The sequence below is a fragment of the Methylocella sp. genome, from assembly GCA_037200525.1.
GTDB lineage: Bacteria > Pseudomonadota > Alphaproteobacteria > Rhizobiales > Beijerinckiaceae > Methylocapsa.
The window spans coordinates 85856-105552 of sequence record JBBCGG010000001.1 but is presented as its reverse complement, the minus strand read 5'-3'; the positions used below and the strand labels follow the sequence as shown (position 1 = coordinate 105552).

Annotated in this window: 20 protein-coding genes and 1 pseudogene; 8 read left to right on the top strand and 13 right to left on the bottom strand. The window is 60.6% G+C overall.

The genetic code is table 11. From position 1 onward, the window contains the following. Together WDN46_00545 and WDN46_00540 are read right to left on the bottom strand one after the other, a co-directional pair. Positions 1-189 (bottom strand): heme exporter protein CcmD, encoded by a 189-nt coding sequence (locus tag WDN46_00545; protein ID MEJ0091968.1) that lies wholly within the window; start codon positions 187-189, stop codon positions 1-3. Then, a complete protein-coding gene (locus tag WDN46_00540) occupies positions 186-959 on the bottom strand; it encodes a heme ABC transporter permease (protein MEJ0091967.1) in 774 nt (257 codons plus the stop codon). The genes WDN46_00545 and WDN46_00540 overlap by 4 nt, the downstream gene beginning before the upstream one ends. Positions 960-1192: 233 nt before the next feature. Between WDN46_00540 and WDN46_00535 the strand changes: the two genes are divergently transcribed. Continuing rightward, complete coding sequence (locus WDN46_00535) at positions 1193-1831, top strand: hypothetical protein (protein MEJ0091966.1); 639 nt, start codon at positions 1193-1195, stop codon at positions 1829-1831. Between the two features lie 56 nt (positions 1832-1887). Here WDN46_00535 and WDN46_00530 read toward each other — a convergent pair whose 3' ends face one another. From WDN46_00530 to ccmA, 4 genes are all read right to left on the bottom strand, one after another. Continuing rightward, positions 1888-2388: a hypothetical protein gene (locus tag WDN46_00530; GenBank protein ID MEJ0091965.1), complete on the bottom strand. Its 501-nt coding sequence runs from the start codon at positions 2386-2388 to the stop codon at positions 1888-1890. Between the two features lie 45 nt (positions 2389-2433). Next, a complete protein-coding gene (locus tag WDN46_00525; protein ID MEJ0091964.1) occupies positions 2434-3237 on the bottom strand; it encodes a DUF2092 domain-containing protein in 804 nt (267 codons plus the stop codon). Positions 3238-3416: 179 nt separating this feature from the next. Beyond that, positions 3417-4100 carry a heme exporter protein CcmB gene (ccmB, locus tag WDN46_00520; protein MEJ0091963.1) on the bottom strand — a complete coding sequence of 228 codons (684 nt, stop codon included), beginning with the start codon at positions 4098-4100 and terminating at the stop codon, positions 3417-3419. Continuing rightward, positions 4097-4702: a heme ABC exporter ATP-binding protein CcmA gene (gene ccmA, locus WDN46_00515; protein ID MEJ0091962.1), complete on the bottom strand. Its 606-nt coding sequence runs from the start codon at positions 4700-4702 to the stop codon at positions 4097-4099. The genes ccmB and ccmA overlap by 4 nt, the downstream gene beginning before the upstream one ends. A gap of 123 nt (positions 4703-4825) precedes the next feature. Here ccmA and acnA point away from each other — a divergent pair, with 123 nt between their 5' ends. Together acnA and leuB are read left to right on the top strand one after the other, a co-directional pair. Beyond that, complete coding sequence (gene acnA / locus WDN46_00510) at positions 4826-7555, top strand: aconitate hydratase AcnA (GenBank protein MEJ0091961.1); 2730 nt, start codon at positions 4826-4828, stop codon at positions 7553-7555. A 28-nt stretch (positions 7556-7583) separates the two neighbouring features. Beyond that, positions 7584-8696: a 3-isopropylmalate dehydrogenase gene (gene leuB / locus WDN46_00505; GenBank protein ID MEJ0091960.1), complete on the top strand. Its 1113-nt coding sequence runs from the start codon at positions 7584-7586 to the stop codon at positions 8694-8696. A gap of 162 nt (positions 8697-8858) precedes the next feature. Here the strand turns inward: leuB and WDN46_00500 are convergent, their stop codons facing one another. Then, positions 8859-9221 carry a hypothetical protein gene (locus WDN46_00500; GenBank protein MEJ0091959.1) on the bottom strand — a complete coding sequence of 121 codons (363 nt, stop codon included), beginning with the start codon at positions 9219-9221 and terminating at the stop codon, positions 8859-8861. A gap of 110 nt (positions 9222-9331) precedes the next feature. Next, entirely contained in the window at positions 9332-10177 is an 846-nt protein-coding gene (locus WDN46_00495; protein ID MEJ0091958.1) for a hypothetical protein, read from the bottom strand. 337 nt (positions 10178-10514) lie between these two features. Here WDN46_00495 and WDN46_00490 point away from each other — a divergent pair, with 337 nt between their 5' ends. Then, entirely contained in the window at positions 10515-11549 is a 1035-nt protein-coding gene (locus WDN46_00490; GenBank protein ID MEJ0091957.1) for an aspartate-semialdehyde dehydrogenase, read from the top strand. An 18-nt stretch (positions 11550-11567) separates the two neighbouring features. Here WDN46_00490 and WDN46_00485 read toward each other — a convergent pair whose 3' ends face one another. The 5 genes from WDN46_00485 to WDN46_00465 all read right to left on the bottom strand — a co-directional run bounded on the left by WDN46_00485 (position 11568) and on the right by WDN46_00465 (position 15840). Then, positions 11568-12359, bottom strand: a complete 792-nt coding sequence (locus WDN46_00485) for a hypothetical protein (protein MEJ0091956.1) — start codon at positions 12357-12359, stop codon at positions 11568-11570. A 121-nt stretch (positions 12360-12480) separates the two neighbouring features. Next, a complete protein-coding gene (locus tag WDN46_00480; protein ID MEJ0091955.1) occupies positions 12481-12777 on the bottom strand; it encodes a hypothetical protein in 297 nt (98 codons plus the stop codon). Positions 12778-12860: 83 nt separating this feature from the next. Beyond that, positions 12861-14438 carry a peptide chain release factor 3 gene (locus WDN46_00475; protein ID MEJ0091954.1) on the bottom strand — a complete coding sequence of 526 codons (1578 nt, stop codon included), beginning with the start codon at positions 14436-14438 and terminating at the stop codon, positions 12861-12863. Positions 14439-14633: 195 nt separating this feature from the next. Then, complete coding sequence (locus WDN46_00470) at positions 14634-14858, bottom strand: DUF1427 family protein (GenBank protein MEJ0091953.1); 225 nt, start codon at positions 14856-14858, stop codon at positions 14634-14636. A gap of 88 nt (positions 14859-14946) precedes the next feature. Then, positions 14947-15840: an alpha/beta hydrolase gene (locus tag WDN46_00465; protein ID MEJ0091952.1), complete on the bottom strand. Its 894-nt coding sequence runs from the start codon at positions 15838-15840 to the stop codon at positions 14947-14949. 247 nt (positions 15841-16087) lie between these two features. On the opposite strand from WDN46_00465, the gene WDN46_00460 reads away from it, so the two are divergent. The 4 genes and pseudogenes from WDN46_00460 to WDN46_00445 all read left to right on the top strand — a co-directional run bounded on the left by WDN46_00460 (position 16088) and on the right by WDN46_00445 (position 19694). Then, a complete protein-coding gene (locus tag WDN46_00460) occupies positions 16088-17053 on the top strand; it encodes a LysR family transcriptional regulator (GenBank protein MEJ0091951.1) in 966 nt (321 codons plus the stop codon). A gap of 246 nt (positions 17054-17299) precedes the next feature. Next, positions 17300-18118 (top strand): metallophosphoesterase, encoded by an 819-nt coding sequence (locus tag WDN46_00455; GenBank protein MEJ0091950.1) that lies wholly within the window; start codon positions 17300-17302, stop codon positions 18116-18118. Between the two features lie 73 nt (positions 18119-18191). Continuing rightward, positions 18192-18958, top strand: a pseudogene (locus tag WDN46_00450) (IS5 family transposase). Then, positions 18939-19694, top strand: coding sequence for a 5'-nucleotidase (locus WDN46_00445; protein MEJ0091949.1), 756 nt, complete (start codon positions 18939-18941; stop codon positions 19692-19694). The pseudogene WDN46_00450 and the gene WDN46_00445 overlap by 20 nt, the downstream one beginning before the upstream one ends. Positions 19695-19697: the final 3 nt, after the last annotated feature.

Here is a 19697-nt window from a genome sequence, read left to right as displayed (position 1 = left end):
TCAATCCAAGCTTTCGCGCTGCGCCCCGGTGCGGCGGGCCTCTTGCCGCGCTGCCCGGTCGGCGAAATGGGAGAGCGCCGTTTTTAAGGTGAAGTAATCGCGCAGGATGGTAAAGACCATTCCCGCGACAATCAAAAAGCCGAGCGCATAGGCGGCGACGACGAAGCTAAAATGCGGGTCTTCGGTCACCGCGCCGCCCCCCATGAGGGAACGCGCGCAATCCCGCTTTCCTCCGCATCCGCCGCAAGAATCGACAGGCGGCGCAAGCGGCGGCGCAGAATCTCGTTGCGGATCGACATGAGATGCAAAGTCAGGAACAAAAAGGTAAAGGCGACCGCCATGACAAGGAGCGGCCAGAGCATGGAGCTTGCGATCGCCGGACCGCCGAGGCGAAACACCGACGCCGGCTGATGCAGCGTATTCCACCAATCGACGGAGAATTTGATGATCGGAATATTAATCGCGCCGACCAGCGTGAAAATCGCCGCAGCGCGCGCCGCCTTGCCCGGATCTTCAATCGTGCGCCACAGCGCGACAAGGGCGAGATAGATCAGAAAAAGAACAAGGACGGAGGTCAGCCGGGCGTCCCAGACCCACCAGGCTCCCCACATCGGCTTGCCCCACAGCGAGCCGGTGACGAGGCACAGAAAGGTGAAGCTGGCTCCGAGCGGAGCCCCGGCCTTCTGGGCGGCGTCGGCGAGCGGATGACGCCAGATCAGCGTACCGAGAGCCGCCGCCGTCATGACCATATAGATGAACATCGAAAGCCAAGCGGCGGGCACGTGGAGGTACATGATCCGCACCGTCTCGCCCTGCTGGTAGTCGGGCGGGGCGACGAACCAGGCAAGATAGAGCCCGAGGCAGAGAAGAACCGCCGTCAGAGCGCCGAATAAAGGAACCAGAACCCGGGTCAGCTGCAGGAAATGGGTTGGATTGGCGTAGTTGCGCATGAATTCCATCTGTGGCGATTTCGATTGGCTCGAAACGGTTCAGCCTGTCCGCAGCTTATAACTCAAGCGGCGCGCGGACGCCGCATTCATCCACCCATTTAAAAATGCTCTAGGCCGGGGCACGGCTAAATGCAATTCCGTCTGCGCGTTATAGGCGCATTTGGATCATCACGCGTGAGTGACTGGCGAGAGCGCTGCCCGAAGGTCTATGTCATCAAAGCTGATTTAATTGAGGGTCAATTATGCTGAAAATTGCGTCGTTAAAGGGTGCCGATGCGGCGCTGAAGATTGCGGCCTTTTCGCTTGGCCTCTGCGCCATGGTTTCCACTGGCGTCGCTCAGCAGCCGGCCTCGGTTCGCTTGCGCGGCGTGATTGATGCGATAGATGGATCGACTGTGCAGCTGAAGCTGCGCGACGGCGCAGTCCGGGTTGTCCATATCGCCGACGCAGCGAAAATTACTGCTACGGTCAAGGCTAGCCTTGCGGATATAAAGACCGACTCCTTTGTCGGCATCACCAGCGTGCCCGACGGGCATGGCGGTCAACGCGCGGTCGAGATCCATATATTCCCGGATGCGATGCGCGGGACCGGAGAAGGGCAGCGGCCTTGGGATCTGCTTCCAAACAGCTCGATGACCAACGCCACGGTCGCGAACGCGGTGGCCGGAGTCGATGGTCAGACCATCAAGGTGAAATACAAGGGCGGCGAGGCCGAAGTAACGACGACTCCCGAGACGCAAATCGTCGCCATGGAGAAAGGCGATAAAAGCGAATTGAAGCCAGGCGTCGCAGTTGTCGCCATGGGCCCGAAGCGCGAAAACGGCGAGATCGACGCAATGATCATCAATTTCGGTCGCGATGGAGTAAAGCCGCCGATGTAATGGCCGCCGCGGGAGAGCTGGGCCGGCTCTCCCATTTTTAGCCTTGCGCGGATTTTCTAAAGCGGCTGGACGACGCGGTAATAGAGGCCGTTGTAGCCATAATAGGGCTGGAACCACGTGCCGTTGCAAACGTAGTAACTCGTCCCGCCCACGTTTTGGTAGGGGCATCCGACAGGGACGCTGGCGACCATCGAGCCAATGGCGTAAGCGCCCACCGCCGCAGCGCCAATAACTCCCGCAGCGACAGCCGCGCCGCAGCCCCAGCAACCGCCGCCATAGTAATGGTTGACGACGGCCGGACCGTGGAACCCGCCGCCATAGCCGCCGCCGGCGTGCCAGCCATCGGCGTGCCAAGTGCCGCCGCCCCAGTTGGCATTAACCCCGCCACCATGCCAGCCGCCGCCGCCGTGAAATCCGCCTGCGCCGCCGAAATCGCCGCCGTGAAATCCACCGCCGCCGCCAAATCCGCCGCCGCGGAACGCGTCAACCGGCCGCGGCGTCCCGACAGCCAACGCTAAGGTGAGTATGGCGACGCCGGCGAGTAAACTGCGATTCATGGCTGAAACCTCAATATCGAGCTCGATGCGGATCTTGCGATAAATTTAGGGCTTTGCCGGCGGCTCGCCATCATCGGGGCGGCCGAAGGGAATTTCTTTGGTCGTTGGCTTTCGTTGCGGCGCGAAGGACGCCTGGCTGACGTCGCCGTCGATCTTCCAATCGGAGAATTGCACCATGTGACGCGGCTTCTCGGCGCTGTCGGCGGCGGTCGCCCAGATCAGGCGCGGTAGCTTGTCTTCGGCTCCGATCCAGATCTGAAGATGAACGTGTTCGTCTGAAATTGAGAGGACATCCGTGGTCGTGCCGCCGACGAGGGTCGACTTGCCGATCACGAAGGCCCCGGTCAGCCCGGAGGTCAAGGCCGTATAAGGGTCGGCGACGAGAACATCGACGAAGGGAAAATAAATTCCCGCCTTTTTATAGATCTTGTCGAGCATCTCTTCGAGGTTGCCTGGAACCTCAGTGACGGCGAGCAGATCCTGCTGCGGCGTCAAGACCGCGACATGCGTTCCGTCAAAATAGAACTCGGAGGGAGGGCCATCGCCGGGAACGATCACGCGAAGCTTATTTGGCCGCACGAGAAGCACGTCCGAGCGCGTATGGTAGAATAAGGGCTGACCATTTCGAGCGGGAACGTCGAAAGCGCCGAGCGCGACGAAGGAGAGGCTCTTGGCGTTGGCGAGCCTGTCGCTCGCGGCTTTGAGAATGTCGAGCGCGGCCTGATCGATGGCGGGATGGGCGACTTTATCGCCGGCGGCGGGGGCCTCTGCAGTCTCGGCCAAAGCGCTGCCCCCAATGCCGGAAAACACCAACGCCGCCGCGAACGCAGCTATCCCAAATCGTTTCATGATCACCTCTTGGAGCAGATGCCCAGGCTTCCTCATATTAATGCGTGAAATTTGTGAAGCTTTCACAAAAAAATATGGCGTCGCCGGGGGAGTTGTTGCGGCTTTCCTATTCGATGGCCGCTGCGCCGCCTCGCGCTCCAGTCCTGCGCTAGAAGGCCCTTCGCCTCGGAGGCCGCCGCTTATTCGCTCATTTGACGCAAGGCCGCCGCCGCCGCGATCGGCGCGCCGACGAGCGCCAGGAGGCTGAGCGCGCAGAGAATCAAAAAAGGCGGCGCAAAGGGGCTCGCGCCATCGGTCGCCGCTGCGGCGACTCCAAAGATCAGCACCGGCACGCAAAGCGGCAGGATCAGCACCGCGAGCAAAAGTCCGCCTCGCCGCAGAGTGACGGTGAGCGCCGCGCCGATCGCGCCGATCAAGGTCAGCGCTGGAGTGCCAACGAGGAGCGAGGCCGTCACGCTCAGCAGCTGATGCGTCGGCAGAGCGAGCATCAGGCCAAAAAACGGCGCCGCCGCGACGAGGGGCAGGCCGGTCAGAACCCAATGCGCAAAACATTTGACGAGAACGATCATCTCCAGCGAAGCCCGGCTGGTCAGAATGAGATCGAGCGAACCATCCTCATGATCGGCCTGAAACAGCCGGTCCAGTCCGAGGAGAGTGGCGAGCAGAGCGGAAATCCACAAAATCGCCGGCGCGATCCGCCCCAGCAAAACCAGATCGGGGCCGACCGCAAAGGGAGTCAGAGTGACAAGAATCAGAAAGAAAACGACGCCGAGGCTGGCGCCGCCGCCGATGCGCTGGCCAATCCGCAATTCGCGCGTAAACAGGGCGCGAAGCGGGGATTGCGTCAGCTGCTCGGCGCTCACGCAAGCGCTCCGAGCTGCAATTCGCGGCCGGGAAGCCCGAGCTTTGCGTGGGTCGCCGCGACGATCATGCCGCCTGCAGTCAAATGCGCCGCCATGATTTGTTCCATCAAAGCCTGAGACGCGGCGTCGAGCGAGGTGGTCGGCTCGTCAAGCAGCCAGATTGGCCGCCTGGCGACGAGGAGCTTGGCCAGAGCCGCCCGCCGCCTCTGACCAGCCGAAAGATAGGCGGCAGGCAGATGCGCGACATGGCCAAGGCCAAATTCAGCGAGCGCCGCGCCGGGCTCCATTCCCCCGCGGGCGGAGTCAAGCAGGGCGGTGAAAAAGTGGAGATTTTCAGTGACGGTGAGCGCGCCTTTGAGAGCGTCCGCATGGCCGATGTAATGCGTCTTCTCGCCAATGCTTTCGTCTGATGCGGGGGTCAACGAGAATTCGCCCCCGGCCAGCGGGAGCAATCCGGCCAGTGCGCGCAGCAACGTCGATTTTCCGGCGCCATTGCGCCCGGTGACGACAAGGCTCTCACCCGCGTCGAGCGCGAAGGAAAGATTGGAAAAGACGATCCGGCCGCCGCGTTCGACCGATAGGCGTGAGGCGGAAAGTCGCATGATCTCGAAACTGCCGCTGCGCAAAAAGCTTGAGGCCTTGCTCTATCATCCGTGTAGCTCTCGGCGTAGAAATTATTTATAAACCAATATCTTTTTCATTCCGACTTCTCGGGAACAATGCCGATGGCCTCGCTCGACAGTTTCAAATGCCGCAAGAAGCTCACTGTTGGTCGCAAGACCTATCATTATTTCTCGCTTAAGGCTGCCGAGAAGAATGGGCTCGCGGGCATTTCACAACTGCCGTTTTCGATGAAGGTGTTGCTCGAGAATCTGCTGCGCTTTGAGGACGGCCGTTCCGTCACCAAGGGAGACATCGAAGCGGTCGCCGCCTGGGTGACGAACAAGGGAAAAACCGAACGCGAGATCGCGTTTCGTCCGACGCGGGTTCTGATGCAGGATTTTACCGGAGTGCCGGCGGTGGTGGATCTTGCCGCCATGCGGGACGCGATGACCAAGCTCGGAGGCAATCCGCAGAAGATCAATCCGCTGGTGCCGGTCGATCTTGTCATCGATCACTCCGTCATCGTCGATTCTTTCGGCACCAACAAGGCGTTCAAGTCCAATGTCGATCTCGAATATGGCCGCAATGGCGAGCGCTATCGGTTCCTGAAATGGGGCCAGGATTCATTCGATAACTTCCGGGTCGTGCCGCCGGGAACCGGGATCTGCCACCAAGTCAACCTCGAATATCTCGCCCAGACGGTCTGGACGCGGAAAGAAAAATTTAAGCCCGCGCGCGGGAAGGCGGAGACAATTGAGATCGCCTATCCTGACTCGCTCGTTGGCACCGATTCGCACACGACGATGGTCAACGCGCTCTCGGTGCTCGGCTGGGGAGTCGGCGGCATTGAGGCCGAGGCTTGCATGCTCGGCCAGCCGCTGTCGATGCTTCTGCCCGAGGTCATCGGATTCAGGGTTGCCGGCCAGCTCGCGCCCGGCGTCACCGCCACAGATCTTGTTCTGACCGTAACACAGATGCTGCGGCAAAAAGGCGTCGTCGGCAAATTCGTCGAGTTTTTTGGGCCAGGCCTCAATCATCTTTCGCTGGCCGATCGCGCGACCATCGCCAATATGGCGCCGGAATATGGCGCGACCTGCGGCTTCTTCCCCGTCGACTCGGAGACCCTCTCCTATCTGGCGACTTCGGCGCGCACTCCGACACGCGTGGCTTTGGTCGAAGCTTACGCCAGAGCGCAGGGGCTCTATCGGACGAGAACAGCCGCGGAGCCGGTCTTCACCGACACGCTCCATCTCGATCTAGCCTCCGTCACCCCGTCGATGGCCGGCCCAAAGCGCCCCGAAGGACGCGTCGCGCTCGGCTCGGTTGGGGCCGGCTTCAAGACCGCTCTTGGGACGGAGTATCGCAAGACCGCCGATGCGCAGACGCGCTATAAGGTCGAAGGCGCGGATTTCGATCTTGGCCATGGCGACGTCGTCATCGCCGCGATCACCTCTTGCACCAATACGTCGAATCCGAACGTGCTGATTGGCGCCGGTCTGCTCGCCCGCAATGCGATCGCCAAGGGCATAGGGTCAAAGCCTTGGGTCAAGACCTCGCTTGCGCCTGGAAGTCAGGTCGTCGCCGAATATCTCTCCGCGTCCGGCCTGCAGAAGTCGCTCGACAAGCTCGGCTTCAATCTGGTTGGCTTTGGCTGCACCACCTGCATTGGCAATTCGGGTCCCCTTGCGCCCGAAATCTCCAAGACCATCAACGAGAACGGCATTGTCGCGGCGGCGGTCCTTTCGGGCAACCGCAATTTCGAGGGCAGAATCAGCCCTGACGTCCAGGCGAATTATCTTGCCTCGCCGCCGCTCGTGGTCGCCCACGCGCTCGCCGGAACGGTCGCCAAGGATCTCCAGGTCGAGCCGCTTGGCCACGACAAAAAGGGCAATCCCGTCTTCCTCGCGGACATCTGGCCCTCGGACGAGGAGATCGCCAGCTTCATCAAAAAATTCGTGACCCGAAAGGTCTTCAAGGAGCGTTACGCCGACGTTTTCGAAGGCGACGTCAATTGGCGCAAGGTGAAGGCGCCCGTGGGCGACACCTATAAATGGGACATCGGCTCCACTTATGTGCAGAACCCGCCCTATTTCGTTGGATTGAAAATTAAGCCGGAGCCGGTCAAGGAAATCGAGAATGCGCGGATCCTCGCGCTTTTCGGCGATAAGATCACCACGGATCACATTTCCCCGGCAGGATCGATCAAGGCGGCCTCGCCCGCTGGCGATTATCTGCTCGAGCGGCAGGTTTCGGCGGAAAACTTCAACCAATACGGCACGCGGCGCGGCAATCACGAGATCATGATGCGCGGCACCTTCGCCAATATCCGGATCAAAAATTTTATCCGTCAAAGAGAAGACGGAACGGTGCCGGAGGGCGGATACAGCAAGCATTGGCCGGGCGGCGAAGAAATGTCTATCTTCGACGCAGCCATGAAATATCAGGCCGAGGGCGTGCCGCTTGTTGTTTTCGCCGGAGCCGAATATGGCAATGGGTCTTCGCGCGACTGGGCGGCCAAGGGCACGAGGCTGCTTGGCGTGCGCGCCGTGATCGCCGAATCCTTTGAGCGGATTCATCGCTCGAATCTCGTCGGCATGGGCGTCTTGCCGCTTACTTTCGAGGCTGGGGCGACATGGAAGACTCTGCAGCTCAAGGGCGATGAGGAAGTCACCATCCACGGCCTTGGCGCAACGTTGAAGCCGCGCCAGATGATGGAGGCGGAGATAAAATACGCCAATGGCGAGGTGAAAAAGGTCCCGCTTCTCTCTCGCATCGCCACCGTCGACGAACTTAATTATTTCAACAATGGAGGCATTCTCCCCTATGTCTTGCGTCAACTTGCTGCCGTGTAGCGCCTTTGAAGCGCGAGGAGCTTAAAATATGGCAACTTACAAGCTTCTAGTGCTCCCCGGCGATGGCATCGGCCCCGAAGTGATGGCCGAAGTGGAGAAAATCGTTTCTTTTTTGACGCGCCAAGGGCTGGTCAAGTTCGAGATCGAAAAAGGCCTTGTCGGCGGTTCCGCCTATGACGCGCATGGCGTTGCGATCAGCGAGGCCGATATGGCGCGCGCCGGAGAAGCCGACGCTGTTCTGCTCGCCGCCGTCGGAGGCCCGAAATGGGACGCCGTTCCCTATGATCTGCGTCCGGAAGCGGGTCTTTTGCGGCTCCGCAAGGACTTGCAGCTTTTCGCCAATCTGCGGCCGGCGATCTGCTATCCGGCTCTCGCCGACGCGTCTTCGCTGAAGCGCGAACTCGTCGACGGGCTCGATCTCATGATCGTTCGCGAATTGACCGGCGGCGTTTATTTCGGCGAGCCGAAACAGATCATCGATCTCGGCAATGGGCAGAAGCGCGGCATCGACACGCAGATCTACGATACCTATGAGATCGAACGCATCGGCCGAGTGGCTTTTGAGTTGGCGCGCAAGCGTCGCAACAAGGTCACCTCATCGGAAAAGCGCAATGTGATGAAATCGGGCGTGCTCTGGCACGAGGTTATTTCGGCTTTGCACGTGCGCGAGTTCCCCGACGTCATCCTCGAACATCAGCTTGCCGATGCGCTCGGCATGCAGCTGGTCCGCCGGCCAAAGCAGTTCGACGTCATTGTCACCGATAATCTCTTCGGCGACATGCTGTCGGATGTCGCGGCGATGCTGACAGGTTCTCTTGGGATGTTGCCTTCCGCCTCTCTCGGAGAAAGAAATGCGAGGAGCGGCGCGCGCAAAGCTCTTTACGAACCTGTGCATGGCTCTGCGCCTGACATAGCGGGCAAGGGGATCGCCAATCCGATAGCGATGATCAGCTCGCTCGGGATGGCCTTGCGCTATTCGTTCAATCTCGGCGATCTCGCCGATCGGATCGACCGGTCAATCTCTAACGTTCTCGCCAAGGGACTTCGCACGGCCGATATCGCCAATGGCGCGCCGCAAATCGTATCGACCTCGGAGATGGGCGACGCGATCCTCGCCGAACTCCAGATCGCAGTTCGTTAAGTCACGGACCCCGAGGGGCGAGGACAGAGCAAACAAAAAACTGATAGATTTAACCTTAAACCGATCAGTCCCTAATCCATCGGGCCTGCGCCACCTGCGTTGCCGCCCGGAAAGCGGAGGAGCCAATCGGCATCCACGCCGCCCTGCCGGGAAAAACCCACGTCAGTCGAGACGCGGCGTCTCGAACTCGAAGATCGGCTGCGAGCGCGCCGGAATTTCGAGGGGCCGCGGCAGCAGTTCATTGCCGTACTGCGACCGCTGATTAACTTGATCCGGGGTCTGATTGAAAATTGTGCTGGCGGTCACGTAGTTCGACATGCTGCCAACCGGGACGACCGGTCCGGGATCGAGAAAGCTGCGCCGGTTCACGGTCAACGGCGGGCGCTCGCTGGAGTCGGCGACATCGACAACCGGGCGCGCATGGCGGTGCAGCTTGTTTTGAGCCGAAGCCGGCGCTGTAAGCGCGGCGACAGCCGCAGCGGCGAGAATGATCAATTTCGTCTTGCGGTGCATATCGAAAACCATTTTCATAATCCCTTGCTGCTGAGCTTATAACGCAGAGGCAGCGGTTTAGTTCATCCTTGCTTGAAGAAAATGCCCCTCAGGGCGCTTTTATTTGCTCCCCTCCCGAAGCGTCATCGGAAGGCGTCGCCAACCAGCTGGAGCGAGCGCCTCTCGTCCGCACCATCGCAAGCCGTGTCGTCGTTCAGTTCCCGCGCGGCGAAAAAGGCGACAAGATCCTTGTCGTCAACCTTTGGAGCGAGTTCGAGAGTATCGAGCAGGCAAGCGAGCTTGGCTTTCGACGCGAATGATGCAGCAGTCTCGTTTTTCCCGCCGCAGGCAAAGCCCGTGAGGCGCAGGCTCGCCGCATAGGCTAGTCGGAAACCAAGACATGGCGCATCCGCCGACCCCGTTTGGGTCAAAACGAGGTCAGCCGCCTCAAAGACGCCAAGCCGGGTCGAGAGCGCTGTCGGCTGCGCCGCGAAAGTGATGGCTCGTCCCGTTTCCGCGGCGCGGCGGGCGAGATCGACGAAAAACGCGGCCGGCGCCGCTGCTTCTTTGCCGACATGGTAGATCACGAGGCGCAGAACAGGGCCAGCGCCGTTCAAGTCGCCGGAGACCAAAGTATCCTGCCGTCCGCCGCCAGTTCGATGCTCGCGGGCCGTGTAGATTTTTGCCCTCTTGACGAGTTCGGGCGACGTGACTGTGAACAATTCTGCGGGATTTGCGATTTCTATCCAGGCGGGCAAAGGCGCTGGAGGCGTGGCCTGCGAGCTGATATCGGACGAAGCCCCGTCCCCGGCGTGATGAAGCGCCAAGGCGCAAGCGACGCCAAACGCGGCCATCGTCGCCACGACCACGCGGCGAAACAGACGCCGGGATTTTTTCGCCCGCGACAAAGGGAGCTCGCCGGGGACAAAATACGCCGGGTCGTCCGCATCGGCGGTCGTGTCCCGACCCTGAAAAGCAAAGCGCCGCATAAATGATCCCCGCGCCGTCGCATGACGCGCTTTCCGACGCGCCAATCTGCGGCCTGAAGGTTGTGCGAAACGTTACTGGCGCGGCCCTGCTTGCAATTAGCCTCAACGGAGCCTTTACGGCGCCGCCGCGCATTAACCGTTTCTTGGGCGCCTCGACCAGAGGCGGACCTGAGGCGGACGATGGCCGCGTTGCGGCCTTCACCCACATCGCCTATGTAGGGAGTTTCGGACGCCGGGGGCTTTTCCAAGGAGCCTTGCGCGGAGGCGTGAAGCGCCCAGCCAAGACCGCTTCGAGCGAGCGAGCTTTGCTCCGGATTCGTTTTGAATGGAGAAAAAAATGGGTTTCAAGGTCGCTGTCGTCGGCGCGACGGGCAATGTCGGGCGCGAAATGCTCGATATTCTCGCGGAGCGCCGGTTTCCGGTCGACGAGGTCGTGGCGCTCGCCTCGTCTCGGTCGATCGGGACCGAAGTGTCCTTTGGCGACAAGATCGTGAAATGCAAAACCCTTGAAAACTACGATTTCACCGGAGTTGATATCTGCCTGATGTCGGCGGGAGGCGAGGTCTCGAAGGAGTGGTCGCCAAGGATCGGGCGGCAGGGCTGCGTCGTCATCGATAATTCGTCGGCCTGGCGCTATGACAGCGACGTGCCTCTGATCGTGCCCGAGGTCAATCCCGACGCGATCGTCGATTTTTCCAAGAAAAACATCATCGCCAATCCAAATTGCTCCACGGCGCAGCTTGTGGTGGCGCTGAAGCCCTTGCACGACAAGGCCAAGATTCTGCGCGTCGTCGTCGCCACCTATCAATCGGTGTCGGGGGCCGGCAAGGAAGCTATGGACGAGCTTTTTGCCCAGACACGGGCGATTTTCGTGTCGGATCCGGTCGAATCGAAGAAATTTCCGAAGCGCATGGCCTTCAACGTCATTCCCCACATCGACGTCTTCATGGAGGATGGCTCGACCAAAGAGGAATGGAAGATGATGGTCGAGGTCAAGAAGATCCTTGATCCCAAGATCAAGCTTAGCGCCACCTGCGTCCGGGTGCCGGTTTTCATCGGCCATTCGGAAGCGGTCAATATCGAGTTCGAGAATCCGATCAGCGCAGAGGAGGCGCGTGAAATCCTCCGCGAAGCCCCGGGCTGCCTCGTGATCGATAAGCGCGAGTCGGGCGGCTACATCACTCCGCATGAGGCGGCGGGCGAGGATGCCACCTATGTTTCGCGCATCCGCGAGGATCCGACGATCGAGAACGGCCTCTCGCTATGGGTCGTCGCCGATAACTTGCGCAAAGGCGCGGCGCTGAACGCGGTTCAGATCGCGGAGATGCTGATCAACCGCAAGCTGATCGCGCCGAAGCAAAAAGCGGCGTGATAGGGGAGCGGGGCGCTTCTAGCGAGCTTCCCCGAATTCTTTGAGCACCTTGGCCAGCGGCTCGCTGCTCACGCTGGTCGGCCCGGTGAACGGGCAGTTAATCGATAAGATCACCAGCAGCGCCGTGAAGATAACGGCGGTCAGCAGCCCAGTCATGACAAGCTGGGCGGCCGCGTAAAGCGTGCCAAAGAAGAAAGTAAAGCTGACCGTCGCCACGGCTCCAAATAGCAAGACCGCCCAAACGACGCCAGGGACTATGCCCTCCGCGAACGTGATGCGCGTGCGGCGCTCTTGCGTCAGGAGATCGAGCTGCCGCAAAATTTCAGATAAAATTGCGACCCCTCGATAGTCGTCCGATTGGTTCGCCAACGCCGTCTTATAGAGGTTATTGACCGCCTGCGTGACCTTCGGGCTGGCCGCGCCCCGAGCCATCGCCGGCCAGTCATCCTCGATCGCCGCATCAATGTAGGCGCTGAGCTGCGTGCGCAATATCAGCCTGTCGCTGTTCGGGAGTCCGTCCGAGAGCCTGAAAAGCGTCGCCGCCACGCCGGCTTCGTGCGTGACGGCGACCTCGGCCGTGTGGAATTTTTCCCAGACGACGATGACCGCGAAGCCGAGGAGAACGGCGTAGACCACGCCAAGAACGGCGAATTTGAAGCCGGCGACTTCATTATTCGCCCGCAATCCTTCAAAGCCGAACTGCCTGCGAACGGCGGCGGAGCAGGCTACCGCGACGGCGGTCGGCAAGCCGACGACGAGAATCGCCGCCAGCCATACTGGAAGCTCGGAGAGCTGCCGCGCTAAGTCCATTGCCGCCACCCCTTCAATCGCAACGCATTGGCCGCGGCGCTCGAAATCGATCAGCTGCCTTTATCTTGGGCGCGCGTCGGCTGGCCGTCAACTTCCGCGAGCACCGAGGAGTCGCGGCTCCTCATTCGGGCATGGCGTCGGGTGGCCAGGGCGGAGCCTCGAAGGGGGCGAGAGCGGCGAGAATGTCGCCCGCGGCGGCGAGATGGGCCGGATTGTCGATGGAGAAGGTCTCCTCCGTTGCGGCCATCAGCAGAGCTCCGCGCGGGCGCTCGACGATGGCCGAGGCAGGCGGCGCAATTGGCGAACGCTGCCCGGGAAAGATGGCGCGCGCGATCGGCCGCCGCGTCAGAAACTCGGCTTCAAAACGCTCGATCGCGCCGACAAAACCCCCGTCCAAACGATTCAGATCGAGGGCCAAGCTGCGAGCGCGCGGCGGTTTTAAAACAAACCATGAACAAAAACGCGAGGCAAAGTTGTGCGATCAGAGCTCTGAAGCCGCCGCTATGCAGTCTTCTGATAGTCCTTGATGTCGGAAAAAGTGACTTCCGGCCATTTGTCCTGCTCGTATTTCAGATCCCAGGCTGACGCCGCGAGGAAAACTGGGGCCCCGTCGAGATCGGCCGCCATGGACGAGGGATGCGCCTGCGTAAATTTCTCGAGTTCGGCCGGAGTTTTGGCCGTCACCCAGCGGCAGGTTTCAAAGCGGCTGGTTTCAAAACTGACGCTAAGACCATATTCGGCCTCCAGCCGGTCGGCGAGCACGTCAAGCTGCAGCGCGCCAACCACCCCGACGATCGCGCCTGATCCGTCATTGGGCAAAAACATCTGGACGACGCCTTCCTCGGCCATTTGGCTCAGCGCCTCGCGCAGCTTTCTCGCCCTCATCGCGTCGCTGATCTTCACCCGCCGCAAAATTTCGGGGGCAAAGCTCGGCACGCCGCGGAACACGAGGTCCTCGCCCTCCGTCAGCGTATCGCCGATGCGCAATGTGCCGTGGTTGGGAATGCCGACGACGTCGCCCGCAAAGGCTTCCTCGGCCAATTGGCGATCCTGAGCGAAGAAGAATTGCGGCGCGTTCAGCGCGATATTTTTCCCCGTCCGCACCAGCTTGGCCTTCATGCCGCGCCGCAATTTGCCCGAGCAGACCCGCATGAAGGCGATGCGGTCGCGGTGGTTTGGGTCCATATTCGCCTGAATCTTGAACACGAAGCCGGTCATTTTGTCTTCGCGCGCATCGACATGGCGCGAGGCCGCCTCCAAACCGTGCGGCGGCGGAGCGAATTTCGCCAGCGCGTCGATCAGATCGCGCACGCCGAAATTGCGCAGCGCGCTGCCGAAAAACACCGGGGTCAGATGGCCTTCGAGAAAGGAGCTGCGATCGAAGGTTTTGAGGCCGCCGCGCGCCAGTTCGATTTGTTCCCGGGTGGTTTCGAAATCGGCTTCGCTCATCAGCCCTTTGATGAGCGGATCGTTTGGACCGCTGACCGGGCTTGGCGCGGCGTCGCGGTCGAGCCGGCGCACGACATTGCGTTCAAGATCATAGGTGCCGATGAAGCTGCGCCCGCTGCCGAGAGGCCAGGTGATTGGAGCGACATCGAGGGCGAGGGTTTTTTCGATCTCGTCGAGCAGATCGAACGGGTCGCGCGTCTCGCGATCGAGCTTGTTGATGAACGTCACGATCGGAATGTCGCGCAGCCGGCAAACCTCAAAGAGCTTGCGCGTGCGCGCCTCGATGCCCTTGGCCGCGTCGATCACCATGATGGCGGAATCGACGGCGGTGAGGGTGCGGTAGGTGTCCTCGGAAAAGTCCTCGTGGCCCGGCGTGTCGAGCAGATTATAGACGCAATCGCCATATTCGAACGTCATCACCGAGGTGACGACCGAGATGCCGCGCTCGCGCTCGATTCCCATCCAGTCGGAGCGGGTCTGACGGCGGTTGGCTTTGGCGCGCACTTCGCCGGCGAGCTGAATCGCGCCGCCGAACAGCAGCAGCTTTTCGGTCAGCGTAGTTTTGCCCGCGTCGGGGTGGGAGATAATGGCGAAGGTTCGCCGCCGGGAGACCGGATCGAGAGCGCTCATGTGGCCGCTTCGTCGCAAGGGTCGGCGGCAATGTCAATCGCCGCCGGGGCGGGGACGTGATTTGGATGGGTGCGGCTGAGGTTCGGCTGCTGGATATTTCTGCTTCGGGTGGCGGACGAAGAGCGCGGGATCGAGCGCGCTTACCTCGGTGCGTGCGTGAACAGGTCAAGCGCCGGCCTCAAAGCGGTTTACAGGTCACTCGTAGCGCTCCGCCTCCTTGGGCCCTGATTCGAGCGCAGAGGTGCGGCCGACCGGCAGTTTCCCAAGCACGTGCGGCTCGCACTCCTCCCTTAGCCACGAGATCGTGACGGGCTGCGAGGCTATCAGTCGTTTGGCCAGGGGAACCGCCTGCTCGCCAAGCAGAATCCCAAGCAAGCCTACGAGGCCGATGATCGGAGGCGCGGGGGAGCGGACGTTGATGAGGGCTTAGATGACCCCGACCAACGTCCCGGCGGCTAGCGCTGCGGCATAGTCTTTCAAGGATATCTCCCCGGAGTTCGCTGACGCGCTACGCGCCGGCCACCTTACGGTCCAGGAAGTCGTGGATGAGTGGGAAGACCTCGTCGGCCTTGTCCTCAAGCACGAAATGGCCGGTGTCGAGAAGGTGGAACTCGAGATCGCGCAGGTCTCGCTTATAGGGATGGGCGCCGGGTTCGGGGAAAATGAAATCGTTCTTGCCCCAGATGATGAGCGCTGGCGGTTGCTTCTCGCGGAGCCAAGCCTGCACTTTGGGATAGAGGGGCAGGTTGTTTCGATAGTCGTACATGACGTCCATCTGGATATCGGCGTTGCCGGGCCGGTCCAGCAGGGGCTGGTCGTGAGTCCAGTTGTCAGGCGAAATGCGCGTCCTATCGGAGATGCCGTCCGTATATTGGAAAATGGTGGTTTCCGGCGCGACCAAGTTCAGAAGCTTGTCGCGGCTCTCTTTCTTGCCGTCAGCCCAATAAATCTTGATAGGATCCCAGAATTCCTTCAGCCCCTCATCGTAGGCGTTGCCGTTCTGGATGATCAGCCCGGTGATGGCGTCAGGATGCTGCAGCGCCAGTTGCCAGCCGACGGGCGCGCCATAGTCCATCACATACATGGCGTAGCGCTGTACCCCCAACTGGCGAAGCAGCCCATCCACCAACTCACCGAACTTCTTGAAAGTGTAGGAAAACGACTTGAAGTCGGGCGCGTCGCTTTGGCCATAGCCGGGATAGTCCGGCGCGATGACGCGATAGCGATCCGCTAGGTACGGGATCAGATTGCGGAACATGTGCGAGGACGTCGGGAAGCCATGCAACAGCAAGACGGCTGGTCCGTCCTTCGGACCGGCCTCGCGGTAGAAAATCTTCACGCCGTCTACCGTGGCGGTTTGGTGGTGCGTAACGGGATATGCAGATTTTTCGCTCATGGCCATCTCCTAAGGATCGTCTTTCGGTTGATGGGCTCGGCTCCCCGAGCCGCTGGATACCGGGTCTGGCGCCTCACCCCATGGAGCTTTGCCCGAGAAGACCCGCTTCGCGGCGCAAATTGCCTTCCATCCTACAACGACGCCCCGAAATGCGATCGGACGCTTCAACTGCGGTCAGTGGTATATCATCGCAATCATCGTGGTAATCCCTCGATTCTGAGAAGTTAGTTTGCTGGTTTTGGGAAGACAGATCGTGGACAGATTCAATGCGATGGCGGTTTTGCTGAAGGTTGTGGAGGCTGGCAGTCTTTCGGCAGCCGCCAAGCAGCTGGATGTGCCTCTGGCCACAGTGAGTAGAAGAATAGCGGAACTTGAGGCGCATCTGAAAACGCGCATGCTGAACCGGTCGAGCCGTCGTCTCAACCTGACGGAAGCGGGACGGCTGTATGTCGAAGCGTGCAAACGCATCCTCGAACAGGTCGAGGAAGCGGAACGTGGCGCCATGGGCGTTCACAAAGACCCTAAGGGCCGCTTGACCGTGACGGCTCCGATCGTGTTCGGCCGCGTCCATATGATCCCCATCATTTCGGATTTCCTGGCCGAATATCCCGATATCGATCTCAAGCTGGTTCTCGCCGATCGGCTGGTGGATCTCCTGGAATCCGATGTCGATGTCGCGTTGCGGATCGGTGAACTGGGCGACAGCAGTTTGATCGCCGCAAGGGTCGGGACCGCGCGTCGCGTGACCTGCGCCAGTCCGTCTTATCTTGCGGTCCATGGCCGGCCGCGGAAGCCGGAAGACTTGCGGAACCACGTCTGCGTCACTTTCGATAATCTTGCATCGCCTGAGGCATGGCGTTTTTCATCCCCAAAAGGCGATGGTCTCGTGCCGATCCGATCGAGATTGACTGTGACGACAGCGGAGGCGGCGGTGGCGGGGGCCGTCGCCGGCCTCGGGCTTACGCGGCTACTGTCTTATCAGATCATAGAGGAAAACCGCGCGGGGCGACTCGAAATCATACTTGAAGGCTATGAACTGCCGCCTTGGCCGATCAGCCTTGTCTATGCCGGGCAACGGCTGCTGCCCAGAAAATTGCGGGCGTTTCTGGATTTCGCAGCGCCGAGACTTAGAGAAAGATTGCACGACGAAACGGCCACATTTGAATCCGAAGCATCAGGGAATCAGGCCCTCAAGAGCGAGGTGGATAATGAAATGTGACTGCAAGCCTTCCAACACCCTGCGCCTTCGCACCTGAAGCGCTATGGCCGCTCTTCGGTCTGCGCGCTCCGAAGCAACCGGTCTCCTTTCCGGCCACAATTTAACTTTATGCCATCAGCCGCGACGGTCAGCTAAGGGTCGAGAGCAGCTTTCAAACTCACCTATCGCCAACAGCTGGCCCCGCGTGAAAATGAAGCTTGAACAGGCTATAGTCTTGGCCATCGCCCTCTGCGGACTAAAATAGCCATGCTGAACTTCACGCGCCGCGAAACCCTGACCGCCATTCTAGCGTCGGGGGCCGCCGCCTTCGCGCGGGAGGCGGAAGCCGCAGGCTCGGTCATCCGGCTCGGTTTCCTTCTCGTCAACGACGTCTATCGGATGTCGGAAAATGCCGACCGGCGCGGCGGCCTGCCGCGTTTTGCCGCCGTGGTCGCGGCGGAGCGGGCGCGGGCGCAGGCCGAAAACCGCCGCCTCATCTGCGTCCACGCGGGCGATACTTTATCGCCGAGCGTGATGTCGACCCTCGATCAGGGCGCTCATATGATCGAGCTGTTCAATGACGCCGGCATCGAATATTTCACGCCCGGCAATCACGAGTTCGACTTCGGCCGAGATGTATATTTGCAGCGGATGGGCGAGGCCCGCTTTTCGATCCTGGCCGCCAATCTGAGAGACAGCGCCGGGCAGAAACTGCCGCATCACGAAGATCAGGTTTTGATCGATGTGAATGGCCTCAAGCTGGCGTTGATCGGGTCGGCCTATGACGCCTCGCCCAGCGCCTCGCGCCCGGGCGATCTCGTCTTTGCGCCGACCTTCCAGACCGTGAACGATGCGGCAAAAATCGCCAAGGGCGCGGGAGCGGATTTTATCGTCGCCATCGTGCATGCCGACAAGGCGACGGGCGGCGCCTTGATGGACGCCCATAGCGTCGATTTTATTCTATCCGGCCATAATCACGACCTGCACATTGATTTCGATGGCCGCACGGGGCTGATGGAATCGCAGCAGGACGCCAATTACGTCAGCATTGTCGATATCGACATCGCGGTTCCTAGGCCGTGGTGACGAATTCGGCGTTTGGGGGATTCTCGCGAGGATCTTTCCATGATTCAAGGCTGATTTTTGGAGATCAGCCTTGATGATTCGGGATGTCGATGCGCTGCGAGACGATCAATGGGAGCGGCTTTGTGATCTTGTGCCAGGCGGAAGAGCCGGCCAGCGCGTGCCGCGCTGCGACAATCGACGCTTCGTCGACGCGCTGTTATGGATGGCCCGCTCGGGCGGCCGCTGGCGCGATCTGCCCGAACGCTTCGGCGACCATCAGGCGGTGAAACGCCGCTACTATCGCTGGATCGAGCGCGGCGCCTTGGACGGATTTCTTGAGGCATTCACCGCCGAGGCCGATCTCGAATGGCTGATGATCGACTCAACAATCGTGCGCGCCCATCAGCACGCGGCCGGCGCAAGGATCGCCAAAGGGGGGCGGATGCCCAAGGCCTGGGCCGCTCTCGCGGTGGTTTGAGCACCAAAATCCACGCCGCGACAGACGCGCTCGGCAACCCCGTTCGGCTCCTTCTCGGACCTGGGCAGCGCAACGACATCACAAAAGCGCACGCCCTGATCGAAGGCTTTGCGGCCGATGCGATCATCGCCGATAAAGGTTATGACGCCAATCACTTGCGCAAGGCTGTTCTTATGCGTGAGGCTGAGCCGGTGATCCCATCAAAATCCAATCGCCGCGCGCCGCTCCCCTACGACAAGGCGCTCTACAAGGAGCGCAATCTCGTCGAGCGTTTCTTCAATAAACTGAAGCAGTTCCGGCGCGTCGCAACCCGATACGACAAGCTCCTCGCAAACTACCGAGGCTTCGTATTGCTCGCCGCTATTGCTATCATGCTCAGGTAATTCGTCACTACTGCCTAAGACATCCGGGCCGATCTCCTGGTGGCCGAATTTCCGCGTCGTCGACACGGCGACGGTCGCCCCGGATCCCGCCATTCTGCAAAAAGTCGCCGCGTATGAAGCGAGCTTGCGAAAAACCTTCGACGTTGAGATCGCAACGCTCGAGACGCCGCTCGACAGCCGCACGGAAATAGTGCGCACGCGGGAAGCCGCCATCGGCGATCTTTTCGCCGACGCGCTGATCAAGGCGACGGGAGCCAACGCCGTCATCATCAACGGCGGCGGAATTAGAGGCGACAAGATTTATGCCGCCGGCTCAACGCTGACTCGGCGCGATATTCTCGACGAGCTTCCGTTCGGCAACAAGACAGTCGTCGCCAAGATCTCGGGCAAGAATATTTTGGCCGCGCTGGAGAATGGCTTTTCGCAGCTTGGCCGCCATAGCGGGCGTTTTCCGCAAGTGGCGGGAATCAAAGCAACGGTCGATCCGGCGGCAAAGCCCGGCGCTCGCGTAAGATCCGTCGCAATCAATGGCGAGGAACTGGATCTCGAGCGCATCTATTCGCTCGCGACCAATGATTTTCTCGCTCTCGGCGGCGACGGCTATGGGATGTTGGCGGGCGATTCGACGATGACGGTCGATTCCGGCAACCGGCTCGTTGCGCAAGACGTGATCGCTTATCTGGAGTCGATCCGACAGGTTGGCTCCAAGGTTGATGGGCGCATCGTGTTTTTGTAGGGC

Excerpts from the sequence above, each read along its gene's own strand:
- WDN46_00540 (MEJ0091967.1), bottom strand. The coding sequence starts at position 959 with ATGGAATTCATGCGCAACTACGCCAATCCAACCCATTTCCTGCAGCTG.
- WDN46_00535 (MEJ0091966.1), top strand. The coding sequence starts at position 1,193 with ATGCTGAAAATTGCGTCGTTAAAGGGTGCCGATGCGGCGCTGAAGATT.
- WDN46_00530 (MEJ0091965.1), bottom strand. The coding sequence starts at position 2,388 with ATGAATCGCAGTTTACTCGCCGGCGTCGCCATACTCACCTTAGCGTTG.
- WDN46_00525 (MEJ0091964.1), bottom strand. The coding sequence starts at position 3,237 with ATGAAACGATTTGGGATAGCTGCGTTCGCGGCGGCGTTGGTGTTTTCC.
- ccmA (MEJ0091962.1), bottom strand. The coding sequence starts at position 4,702 with ATGCGACTTTCCGCCTCACGCCTATCGGTCGAACGCGGCGGCCGGATC.
- acnA (MEJ0091961.1), top strand. The coding sequence starts at position 4,826 with ATGGCCTCGCTCGACAGTTTCAAATGCCGCAAGAAGCTCACTGTTGGT.
- leuB (MEJ0091960.1), top strand. The coding sequence starts at position 7,584 with ATGGCAACTTACAAGCTTCTAGTGCTCCCCGGCGATGGCATCGGCCCC.
- WDN46_00500 (MEJ0091959.1), bottom strand. The coding sequence starts at position 9,221 with ATGGTTTTCGATATGCACCGCAAGACGAAATTGATCATTCTCGCCGCT.
- WDN46_00495 (MEJ0091958.1), bottom strand. The coding sequence starts at position 10,177 with ATGCGGCGCTTTGCTTTTCAGGGTCGGGACACGACCGCCGATGCGGAC.
- WDN46_00490 (MEJ0091957.1), top strand. The coding sequence starts at position 10,515 with ATGGGTTTCAAGGTCGCTGTCGTCGGCGCGACGGGCAATGTCGGGCGC.
- WDN46_00485 (MEJ0091956.1), bottom strand. The coding sequence starts at position 12,359 with ATGGACTTAGCGCGGCAGCTCTCCGAGCTTCCAGTATGGCTGGCGGCG.
- WDN46_00475 (MEJ0091954.1), bottom strand. The coding sequence starts at position 14,438 with ATGAGCGCTCTCGATCCGGTCTCCCGGCGGCGAACCTTCGCCATTATC.
- WDN46_00465 (MEJ0091952.1), bottom strand. The coding sequence starts at position 15,840 with ATGGCCATGAGCGAAAAATCTGCATATCCCGTTACGCACCACCAAACC.
- WDN46_00455 (MEJ0091950.1), top strand. The coding sequence starts at position 17,300 with ATGCTGAACTTCACGCGCCGCGAAACCCTGACCGCCATTCTAGCGTCG.